9 protein-coding genes and 1 pseudogene are annotated in these 11,253 nt (G+C 57.2%); 8 read left to right on the forward strand and 2 right to left on the reverse strand.

Annotation, left to right across the window (positions count from 1 at the left end; genetic code table 11):
- Positions 1-368: 368 nt before the first annotated feature.
- Positions 369-2,387, forward strand: coding sequence for a GumC family protein (locus tag AC2A04_RS18105; protein WP_484213760.1), 2,019 nt, complete (start codon positions 369-371; stop codon positions 2,385-2,387).
- A 172-nt stretch (positions 2,388-2,559) separates the two neighbouring features.
- A complete protein-coding gene (locus tag AC2A04_RS18110; protein WP_484213761.1) occupies positions 2,560-3,876 on the forward strand; it encodes an O-antigen ligase family protein in 1,317 nt (438 codons plus the stop codon).
- Here the strand turns inward: AC2A04_RS18110 and AC2A04_RS18115 are convergent.
- Positions 3,854-4,252 (reverse strand): hypothetical protein, encoded by a 399-nt coding sequence (locus AC2A04_RS18115; RefSeq protein ID WP_484213762.1) that lies wholly within the window; start codon positions 4,250-4,252, stop codon positions 3,854-3,856. The two genes, AC2A04_RS18110 and AC2A04_RS18115, sit on opposite strands and share 23 nt — an antisense overlap.
- A 544-nt stretch (positions 4,253-4,796) precedes the next feature.
- Here AC2A04_RS18115 and AC2A04_RS18120 point away from each other — a divergent pair.
- From AC2A04_RS18120 to AC2A04_RS18145, 6 genes and pseudogenes are all read left to right on the forward strand, one after another.
- A pseudogene (locus AC2A04_RS18120) lies at positions 4,797-5,108 on the forward strand (transposase); the annotation flags it as partial.
- Positions 5,105-5,413: an IS66 family insertion sequence element accessory protein TnpB gene (gene tnpB / locus AC2A04_RS18125; RefSeq protein WP_484213763.1), complete on the forward strand. Its 309-nt coding sequence runs from the start codon at positions 5,105-5,107 to the stop codon at positions 5,411-5,413. The pseudogene AC2A04_RS18120 and the gene tnpB, both read left to right, overlap by 4 nt.
- Before the next feature lie 243 nt (positions 5,414-5,656).
- Positions 5,657-6,352 carry an IS66 family transposase gene (locus AC2A04_RS18130; RefSeq protein WP_484213768.1) on the forward strand — a complete coding sequence of 232 codons (696 nt, stop codon included), beginning with the start codon at positions 5,657-5,659 and terminating at the stop codon, positions 6,350-6,352.
- A 132-nt stretch (positions 6,353-6,484) separates the two neighbouring features.
- Complete coding sequence (locus AC2A04_RS18135) at positions 6,485-8,227, forward strand: type I secretion system permease/ATPase (RefSeq protein WP_484213764.1); 1,743 nt, start codon at positions 6,485-6,487, stop codon at positions 8,225-8,227.
- Positions 8,224-9,567 (forward strand): HlyD family type I secretion periplasmic adaptor subunit, encoded by a 1,344-nt coding sequence (locus tag AC2A04_RS18140; RefSeq protein WP_484213765.1) that lies wholly within the window; start codon positions 8,224-8,226, stop codon positions 9,565-9,567. The genes AC2A04_RS18135 and AC2A04_RS18140 overlap by 4 nt, the downstream gene beginning before the upstream one ends.
- 394 nt (positions 9,568-9,961) lie before the next feature.
- A complete protein-coding gene (locus tag AC2A04_RS18145; protein WP_484213766.1) occupies positions 9,962-11,047 on the forward strand; it encodes an acyltransferase family protein in 1,086 nt (361 codons plus the stop codon).
- A gap of 7 nt (positions 11,048-11,054) precedes the next feature.
- Here AC2A04_RS18145 and AC2A04_RS18150 read toward each other — a convergent pair.
- A partial coding sequence (locus tag AC2A04_RS18150) for a hypothetical protein (RefSeq protein ID WP_484213767.1) occupies positions 11,055-11,253 on the reverse strand: 199 nt, incomplete at its 5' end.

The following is an 11,253-nucleotide window of genomic DNA, read 5'->3' on the forward strand; positions in this document are numbered from 1 at the left end:
AAAAAAGCAGACGACCAATTCACCGACATCAAGCTCGAACCTGCGCTTCACGAATGGCATTTCAGTCATCTGACCTCCTCCATCACGGAAAGGTCTGGCATGGGGCTGAGACGGCGGCAAGTTATATGGGTTCACGGCCTAATTCAATTTCATATGACACGTCTTGGGCAAAATATATATTTTTGCGATTGGATATCCTCCTGTTTCTGTGTCCGCAGGCAATTGCTTTGATTTTTGGCGCGACATTCGTTCCTGCAGCATGAGCAAACTCTGTTCCCGTCTGACCTTGCGCTGCAACGAGGGCGGCGGTAACGTATGAATGGTATCAGCCAAATGAGGAAGTGACCTTGGATCACGGAAGCACTGTCGTGGCGTCGCAAGATCTTATCGATCTGTCTCAGATTACCGCCGCGTTCCGTCGGCAATGGAAGCTGATGGCCGGCGTTGCCGCTGGTGTTCTAGCTCTCACAGCAGCGGCATATTCGCTGCAAACTCCCAAGTATGCTGCAACCGCGAGAGTTGGCATCGATCGCCAGGCTCCGACCGAAATTGTCACAACGGACAAGCCTGCCCAAGCGGTCACAGCCGATTCCAATTCGGTCGATACCGAAGTACAAGCCTTGCGTTCGATCGATTTGGTCGGTGCCGTGGTTGATCGACTGGGTGTGCAGGGCAATGATCGCTCGGTGGCCATTAATAACCTCCTCAATAATCTGTCAATCCAGCGCGAAGGCTTGTCCTACGCGATCAGCCTGACGTACAAGTCTGACGATCCGATTGAAGCGGCTAAAGTCGCGAACACTTTGGCCCAAGCCTATGTCGATGCGCGCAAGGCCACGCGGACCCAGCAACGTGAAACTGACATCAAGCTTTTGGCCGATCGTCTCGATCAACTGAAGAATGATGCGATCCGCGCAGAGAGTGCCCTGGCAACCTACAAGGCAGTAAACAACCTAGGTAGCGCGGATCGTGCCGGGACTGCCATGGAGTCATCAATCTCCGATCTCACAGGGCAGCTCGCCCGGGCTCAGGCGGACCGCGCTGCGGCTGAGGCGCGCTCTGCGGGTGGCCGCAATATACAGGATTCTGCGGTTTTGCGCGAACTTCGCGCGCAGCAGGCAACGCTCAGCGCGCAAGTCCGAGACATGAGCGGCAAATTCGGCCCGGCTCACCCGGCGCTGACTGCCGCCCAGCGGCAATTGAGCGAAGTTGAGCGTCTGATTGCGTTGGAAACGTCGCGCGCTCAGGCCGTCAGCCGGGCCGAAGTCACGGCTACACGCGGTGCTGCGGCCTCGATTCAGAGTGCGATTGGCCATGTGCAGGGGAGAATGGCTTCAGCCACAATGGCGTCGGCCCGCCTCGCTGAATTGCAGCGCGAGGTCGATAGTGCCGAGACGCTCTATTCGGCCATGCTAGACCGATATCGGCAAAATTTGGCTGCGCAGGGCACAGAGCGCAGCTCGGCTTATGTGCTGTCGCAGGCTTCGGTGCCTAGTTCCTCGACCTCACCCAGCAAACCGCTCTTCGCTGGTTTCGGCTTGGCCTTGGCCATGGTTTCGGCGTTGGGCATGGCAGGAATTCGCGAAATCGGGGCTCGCGGATTTCGCTCGCGGATAGATCTGGAGCGAGCCACTCGGCTGCGCGTTCTGGGTGCGGTGCTGGACGTCTCCACGATCCGAGAAGCCCGTGAATATGCTGGCACACCGATGTCAATCGCGACTTACCTCCTGCGAGACAAGGGCACTCCATTTGCCGAAGCCTTCCGAAGCATCCGAGCAGGCTTACGGATCGGCCAGCCGTCACAGCGATACAAAACCATTTCAGTGACATCAGCTGTACAGGGCGAGGGCAAGTCGGTCACCTCGTTGTGCCTTGCCCGCTCGTTGGCCCAAGCCGGGGTCAAGGTGGTCATCATCGATTGCGATTTTCGTCGTCAAATGCTCACTGAGGCCTTCGGGTCACCTGACCAACCCGGATTTGTCGATGTGATCAAGGGTTCGGCCGATGTAGCAAGCGCGGTAGTAAAGGATGAAGCCTCCGGTGCTTATGCAATTCTTGCAGGTCAAACCACCCCCGATGATTATGATCTGATCACCAGCGGGACTGTGCCCACTTTGCTCGAAGCGCTGGGGGCGTCATTCGACATCGTGCTTCTGGATACACCGCCAGTAATCTCGGTCACAGAATCGCGGGTGTTGGCCTCATTGTGCGATGCCACCATCGTTGTCGTGCAATGGCAGCGTACATCGAAGGCGTTGGTTGAACGGACTTTGGCTGAGCTGGACGAGGCGGGTGCCAATGTGGTTGGTACTGTTTTGTCACAAGTCGATGCCCGCAAGACATCGTCGATGGGTTTCGAAGCACACTATTATCGCCGTTACGGTTAAATCTGACTTGGCATCGACCTTGCGCACATCACGCTCATGCAAGGCGGTCGCGGGTGGTCGACGGGATCAGAGCCTGGCGCAACTTGCTTTGCCAGGTCTGCACCGAACGGGGCAGCATCTCTGGCAAAGGTGCGTCGGCTTGAAGATAAACCTGCTTGCTTGAGGACATCGGATGCGCATCTCCAAGGACCGGCTCATTGAGGCTTTTGAGTATCTCTATCTGGTCTTTGCATTCCTGCTGATCTCGGACGCGCTAACGCCGCTGCTTTATGCCTTCAGTCGTGAAGATCTCGACCTTGGAGATAGCAATACGTCACGTCTACTTACGGCAACGGCAATCTATGCTGTCTCTACGTTATTAATCGTTCCGCGGTTGCGTGCGGTGTTCGATCTTCTTCTGAGGCGTCCCGAGGTTTTTCTATTGATCTTGCTGCCGATTATCTCGGTGGTCTGGGCGCCGGATGTTGGGCCGGTGTTCCGCAGGGCCATGGCCCAAGCGATGACCATCACCTTCTGCCTCTATGTGTGCACGCGCTATTCCTCAGCAGAGTTGTTTGATCGCTTGGTGGTCGTTCTTTTCCTGGCCATGACAATCAGTCTGCTGCTTGGAGCTCTTTGGCCAAGCATTGGCGTAACGCAGGAGGCGACAAACTTTGGTGCGTGGAAAGGCGTGTTCGGCCACAAGGCGATCGCCGGCCGGGTTTGCGCGTTTTCATTTTTTATCTGTTTGGTTCACCGCTCGCGGGAGCGCTGGATCGAGGCACTACGATATCCCACCCTGTTTGCCACCCTACTCCTTTCCTACATGTCGCAATCGCGAGCGAGTTGGATTCTCATTATTGCCGGTGCAGGCGCCACTTTCGTCGTGGCGATCCTGCGATGGAAGCGAGTATCAATCGGGCTACGTCTGACGATTTGCCTGACGCTCGTGGCGACGCTGGGCTTTGCAGCCAGCAGTGGTTTCGATGCACTAATCGAGATGATGGGGCGTGATGCTACAATGTCGGGCCGCACAAAGTTGTGGGAAGCCGCAATTCAGGTGGCTTCGGACCGGCACCCTTGGCTCGGGTCGGGGTTTCGCGATTTCTGGCTTGGTCCGGCTGTTTCCGAAGTAGCGCGGTTCAAGCCTTCATGGGTGACCATGCCCAATCATGGGCATAACGGCTACCTTGATACCTGGCTTGAGCTTGGCTGGGTAGGAGAGGCGGTGTTGTTGGTGTTCCTGGTACGCTGCCTCATTGCGGTGTGTCGGCGCTCGATGCTCGAGCCGCAGATACGCCAATGGTCCATCTTCGCGGTCTGTGTTTTTGTTTTTATTATTAATAACGTCAGTGCGAGCGTTGCTCTACGCCATACCGACTTGGCGTGGGTGATGGTATTGCTTGCCAGCCTCTATTCTGCGCGGCCCAGTCCACTGTGGATGCAGACCGATCCGACGCTGCGGCGCCCAGCCGAGCCCGACTCAGTTAAGGCGTCGTCTGCCGGCTGATTGCGGGTCGCAGCGCCGACGGACGACTTGTGGAACCCGGGATGCGTACGGCAGTACGGTAACGGACGTTCCATCGGGCGCGACGATAAAAACTCGCCCCGGCTAAGACAGCTGGCCACATCAAGGTCAGCGCAACGTCGGTCATGGTGTTGTTGATTCTCCATGACCCATAGAAAAGCGCCTGCATAGACTCATGCAGACATTCGACGAACAGCACTGTGCCGAGCGCCGCGACGGAGGCGCGGCGGGTGCCAAGAATGATCTGTGATGTGACGTAAATGAGCAGACCTGCGTGCATATGCATTTCGCCGCGCGAAATGCCAAAGGTGGTAACCAATGCCTCGGTGAATTCGTGATAGGAGAGCGAGACGTCCATTGTGCCTAATCCATTTGCGATGAGGACACCTGTGCCGGTCCACCTATGTGCACAGCCCTTAGGAATTTGGTTAACATCCCATTTTTTGCCATGGGGAGGGCCAGGCGGTGCTGAGCCCCCTCTTCCGCCTCCGGCGCAGCGGTGAACCTTGATGCAACTGCTGTCGATGAAAAGCCCGTCCGGAGCCTCTCCTGCCCACGCTAGCGCGCTGAAGATGCCCTTCCAGTGCCACTAGAGGTTCATCTGACAAGCCGGCTATAAAACGTTTTTCGTTCCATAAGAGCCAGCACAGTCAGCCCAGCGGCCGACACTGCGAAGCGCGTGGACAATCCCATTCAACAAATGACAATCATCCACTCGCGCCTTCCCGCGCACATCGGTCGAAAGCAGAGGCTCGATCCGAGCACACTGCGTAACCGTCCGGCGAGCTGCGCTTGCTGCTGCCGTCTGGTATGTCAGGAGGGCCTATAGGTCGTGCAATAGGGCGCGATTAAGACAGCTATGACACAGGTTACGGTGCTGACGGTGCGGGCGACGCCGCCGGGATTGGACGGATCAGGATCTCCTGGAGATTTTGCGCAAGGCATTCTCGCCGGGTGCCTGTGTGGCGGATGTTGCGCGCCGTCATGATGTTTCCCGAGGTTTGATCTACTTGTGGCGCCGGGCAGCCTTGCGGCAGGTTCAGGAGGTATTCGTTCCGGCGGTGATCGAGGACGAGCCCGGGACCACCGCCAAGACTTCAGTGGAAGAGCCGGAAGCCGCGATCGTGCTGGACTTTGCCGATGGCCGACGATTGCGGATTTTCGCGTCGGCCTCGCCCGAGCTCGCGGTGGCCGCCTGGAAGGCGATGCGATGATTCCGGCGGGTGCGCGGGTGTGGATCGCGATGGGCCATACCGAAATGCGGCGCGGGATGCAGAGCCTGACCGCGGTCCAGCAGCACTTCACCAAGGACCCATCCGGAGGTGATCTGTGGGTCTTCCGTGGCCGCTCCGGATCGCTGGTGAAGATCATCTGGCACGACGGGATCGGCATGTCGCTGTATGCCAAGCGGCTCGAGAAGGGTCGGTATGGGTGGCCGTCGGCGAAGGACGGGACGGTGTCACTGACGAGCTCGCAATTGGCTTGCCTGCTGGACGAGATCGACTGGGGTGACCTGTAGTATTCGTGGCGCCCGCAGAGCGCAAGATAGCCGATAATTCAAGCATTTCGGACTTGCTCGAGAGGTTGTCAGAGATTCACTCACGCCCATGGAAGCCGATGTTACGCCCTTCCGGATGATGCCGATGCGCTCAAGGCGCTGCTGACGCTGGCGCTGCAGATGGCCGACGCGGCCGAGCAACGCGCCGCCGTCGTCGAGGCCGAGCTGGCCAACGCGCGGGCCTTGGCCAGCGCCACCGAAGCGATGATCGCACATCTCAAGTTGCAGAACGCCAAGCTGCGCCGCGAGCAGTACGAGGCCAGTGCCGAGCGCACCGAGTGGCTGCTTGCCCAGTTCGAGCTTGGGTATGAGGATCTTGAAGTCGATGCGGCGGGAGAGGACCTCGCCGCCGAAGCCGCTGCAGCGAAGACGACGACCATTTCCGCGTTTGAGCGCGACATCAACGGCAAGACCCCGGCCGAACGGCTCGCCTCTTGCCAGGAACTAAGCGCGCCGCTGATGGATGACCTGCACGAGTGGCTGAACACGCAGCTCGCCAAGGTCTCCCGCAACCACGATGTTGCAAAAGTCATCAACTACATGTTGCGTCGCTGGGGCGCGTTCACCCGGTTCCTCGACGATGGCAAGGTCTGCCTCTCGAACAATGCTGCCGAAAGGTCGCTGCGCTGTGTACCTCTCGGGCGAAAGTCGTGGCTGTTCTGCGGATCGGATCGCGGTTGCCAACGTGCCGCCATCGCCTACTCGCTGATCCAGACCTGCAGCCTTAACAACGTTGATCCGCAAGCCTGGCTCGCCGATGCCCTGGCCCGCATCGCAGACCATCCGGTCAACCAACTCGACGCGCTGCTGCCTTGGAACTGGGGATGGCGCGCCGAGCCTGGCCTGGAGCGGGTGGCAAGCGATTTTGCCACTCGGGCATTTGTTGGCCGATATTGCTAATCGGGTTGTGCAAAGCTATGCTGCTTACGCAGCGCCAGAGTCATCGCTGATGATCGCCTTTTTGGTAATTTTTGTATTTACGTTATGATTGGGGGCAGATCCTCATATTGACGATGTTCACCGGAGTGCGTCTTGGCGGAAATTCGAAGCTCGGATGAGTTGCGTGCGGCAATTTCTCAGTTGCGCGGGCCGCTGTTCTATGTTGGCGGACTTAGTGCGGTACTGAACGTTCTGACGCTCGGCGGTTCGATTTACATGATGCTGGTCTATGACTCGGTCCTGCCAAGCCGAAGCGTACCGACGCTGGTGGGCCTGCTTGTGTTGGTGCTGGCGGTTTATGGATTTCAAATGACGTTCGAGGGCTTTCGTTCGCGGATGCTGAATGACATCGCCATTTCGTTTGATCAGCAGATGACCGCCAGGGTTCAAGATGCCGCCTTTGCCGCCCGGCTCAGAGCAGCTGGACATCCCTCTGTCGCCTCCAGTGCGGTGCGCGATCTCGACACAATTCGTGTTTTTCTATCAGGCCCGGGCCCAGGTGCCTTCATAGATGCGCCGTGGATCTTGTTCTTCCTGCTCATTTTAGGGATACTACACATCTGGCTGGCTGTGGCTGCGCTGATCGGTGCGTTGATCATGGCAGGTCTCACTTACCTGACGCACCGGGCCAGTTCCCAACCGACCAAGGTGAGTGCGCGTGCCGGCGTGGCGCGCCAGATTGCCTCGGATGAGCGCTTCCGCCATGCTGAAGTAGTCCAAGTGTTGGGAATGTCCGGTCGCCTGCGCAACCGCTGGGAATCCAACAACCGCGCTTTTCTTATGGCGCAGGATCAAGTGGCGCGGGCGAGCAGTTCGTATGGCGGTCTTAGCAGAACCTTTCGCATGGCGCTGCAGTCGATCATCCTATCGGTTGGCGCGCTACTGGTAATCGAGGACCGAGCTTCCGGGGGAGTGATATTCGCCAGTTCCATACTCTCTGCCCGTGCGCTAGCGCCGATCGACCAGATTATCGCGCAGTGGCGCAATTTCGAGGCTGCGCGTGACAGCTGGAAGCGGCTGGGCAACCTGCTAGCAACGATTCCGGCCGCGGCCGAGCCGCTCACGCTCCTGCCGCGTCCTCGGGCCAGCCTGACTGTCGAATCCTTGGCAGTGGCACCTCCTGGGGTCCAGACCGTAACCGTCCACGGCGTCAACTTCACGCTCGAGGCCGGGGATGCACTGGGGATTATCGGTGCCAGCGGGTCAGGCAAGAGCACGCTCGTGCGTGCGCTGGTCGGTGCCTGGAGGCCAATGCGGGGAGCTGTGCGTCTCGATGGAGCGACCTATGACCAGTACAGCCATGAGAAACTTGGAGATGGCATCGGTTATCTCCCTCAATCGGTTGAGCTGTTATCCGGCACAGTTGGTGAGAACATTGCTCGGTTCGATCCCAACCATAATTCGGACGCTATTGTTGCTGCCGCTACCAACGCCGGGGTGCACGACCTGATTGTCTTGATGCCCAAGGGATATGAAACACAAATCGGCTCGGATGGCGAGCAGCTTTCGGGCGGCCAGCGCCAGCGCATCGGTCTTGCGCGCGCGCTCTATGGCGACCCGTTTCTGGTAGTGCTTGACGAACCCAATGCCAACCTTGACACTGCCGGTGAAACTGCACTCGACACTGCGATCCAGGCAGTACGCGATCGCGGCGGGATCGTCGTGGTCGTGGCGCACCGTGGCGCGGTAATGAACCGTGTGAACAAGTTGCTACTGCTGACTGATGGCACGCCGCGGCTCTTTGGTCCACGCGATGCGGTAATGGCGCAAATCACAAACTCTTCCAAACAGGTTGGAGCATCGCCTGCAGATGCTTCTGGGGCCCGCGCTGCATGAATAAGCCACCGTCCATTCCAATCGTCAAGGATAACTACTACCTAAACAGAACAGAGGGGGAGATGTCAGAGCGGCTGCACCGGACCAAGCGGCTGTCATTGATCTGGATCGTCGTTTTCGTGATGTTAATCCTGCTGGGCGCCACGGTCGTGCAGGTGGGCGGGGCGGTAGTCGGGCAAGCGCAGCTCGGCGTGGAATCGCGAGTCAAGCAAATCACTCATCCTTCGGGAGGGGTGGTCAAGGCGATTTTTGTGCACGATGGACAAATGGTGAAGAAGGGGCAATTGCTACTTCAACTAGACGATGTGGTTTCGGGCACCAATGCTATGTTGACCAACGAAACCGTCGAGCACCTAATTGCGCAACACGCACGTCTGAGCGTCGAGGCTGCGGGCGGCAATGTGCTGGAATTTCCGCCTGCGCTCCTCGCCAACCCTAGTTTCTCCGCTCAGGCAGCGATCGCATCGGAGCGGCAACTGTTCCGAATCCGCCAAGACGAGCGAAGTAGTATGCGGAGCCAGCTCCAACAGCGGGTCCAGCAGCAGTTTGAGCAGATCCGGGGCTATGAAGCCCAAATCTCCGCACTGGTCAAACAGAAGGCCCTGATCGAGCCTGAGCGCAACGGCGTCAAGGAGCTGTGGGATAAGGGACTTGTCACCATTAACCGGCTCAATCAACTTGAGCGTACAACTGTCGATTTCGACGGCTCGATTGGTTCGCTTCGCGCGCAGATCGCCCAAACTCGCGCGCACATCTCCGAGACGCGCGAGCAGATGATCTCGTTCGAGCAATCGGCTCGGTCAGAGGCAGGGGCACAACTCGAACAGGTGAACGTCGCGCTTAACGACCAGCGGGTGAAGAGCGCTTCGGCCACCGATCAGTATAAGCGTAGCGAAATTCGCGCGCCCTATTCAGGGACTATCGACAAGCTGGTCGTTGCAACCGTAGGCGGGGTGATCGATCCCTCAAAGGTGCTGATGGAGATTATCCCGACCAATGAGGCCCTTCTGGTCGAAGGTACAATTAGTCCCGCGGAAATTGACCGCATCCGTGTTGGTCAGCCGGCGCGCGTGCGCCTTACAGCTTTTAGTGCGCCGACCACCCCTGAGATCCCTGGAAAAGTGGAGTTTGTCTCGGCCGACAAGGCGACCAATCCCACCACGGGGGCGAGTTTCTATCGGGTCAACGTGCGAATGGACGAGAACGAGGTCGCTAAACAGAATATCAAACTGAAGCCGGGGATGCCGGCTGAACTATTCATCAGCACTGGTGACCGTTCGCTCATTTCTTATATTTTCAAACCCCTCCAAGACCAGTTCCAGCGAGCTTTCCGCGACTGAACCGAGTTGAAACTGAAGCGGGATCCTTCAGAAAGCTCAATCATCTTAAAAGGCAGCCGACAGCGCGTGTCGTTGCTTTTTCGGCCAGACGATGGAGATGAATAGCCAATCGAACTGCGCCTTGCGGTTCGTGCCGAATTCGAATGGCGGAATTGGCATTTGGAACGTTCCAACTCTTTCGCCACCGATGCTGAAATGTAGCATCCAATTTTGACAAGGTTTTGGAAGTGAGATGTCCTAGGTTGATACAGCTGCGAGCTGGGCGACGTCGCGCGACGTAGCATTATGGATCGCTGGGTCGGACTATGATAGTCGGCAAGTAAGTCCTGAGCCCCTAAGGGCTTTTAGGGATGAGTCGGGGTTACTCGATCGGCGTTGAATCTAGGAGGAAGTTTTGCGGTTAGCGCAACTGGATACGGTACGCATGATCGCGATCGGACTCGTCATTTGCGAGCACTATGGCGGCTCGGTTGTACGAAACAATTTTCCGATCGGCCCGGGTTCACTAGGGGTGAGTCTGTTTTTCTGCTTGAGCGGATTTCTCATCACCTCGATTTTGCTGGCCGAGTTCAACTCGGGCGCGCCACGGCCAACCGTGTGGTTCAATTTTTACGTTCGGCGCTTCCTGCGCCTGGTCCCTGCCTTCTGGACCTGGATCGCGATCTTGACACTGCTAAAAATCGAACCGATCGCCAGCTCCTGGCCATGGCATGCTAGCTATCTCACAAATGTGTGGATCGCGATGGGTCATCCCATGAACGATTTCTGGAGCTTGGCAGTCGAGGAGCAGTTTTACATTTTCTGGCCGTTTGTTATTGCCTTCACCCCGCGCAAATTTCTGTTGTGGGTGATAACTGCTGCAACGATTTATTTTTCCGTCATTTTCAAAGGGGTGGCTGTCTTTAAGGGGATCGACCCGAACACGATCCAGCCCTTATTATTTACCAATCTGACCGAGCTCGGTGTCGGCTCGCTTCTGGGTGCTGTCAGCTTCCGCAAAGGCAAAGCATTCGATTTTACTTGGTACACGCCGAACGTTGAACGCGTGAGTGCAGTCGTTGGTGCAATCGGTCTGATTGCAGCGGTGGCGGCTTGGTACATATGGGGCAAGGGCGGGCCCTATCGCTACTACGTGAATGATTTCATCTGTACGCTGCCATTCGTATGGTTGATCATGAAGGCATCGACCGGATTCACGGGATTTTCGGGAAAGATTTTTGACAATGCTGCACTGCAGTATATCGGTCGTATATCCTACGGATTATATCTTACGCATAATTTCGTACCCGACATCATTGAGCAGTATTTACCGCCTATGCCCCGCCTGATGTTTGGTGTGCTCTCGATTACGACATCGTTTGCCATTTCAGCGCTATCGTGGAAGTATTTTGAGCGCCCAATCCTCGGCTTAAAGGATCGGTTTAAGCGATATGGAGACGATAAGCCTGAAGGCGCTGGCGTAAAGACTGTTACCAATTAGAATGTTTCTATTCGGTGGCGCTGAGTGTCTGGCTTTTTTGCTGTTTTCGGTCGTGCATAAATTGCACCGACATTTGCAGTGCTGTTGCCAGTGTGCTTTTTGTCACTGACAGGGCGCGATGAATTTTCCAAATAATAGTACGGCCGCGAGCCGTGGCGGACTGGCATCTGGCCTCGTGCGGGTGTATGCTGCGCTGCGAAGGAGTC

The sequence above is a fragment of the Novosphingobium sp. HNCC26DJ243 genome (assembly GCF_057180545.1).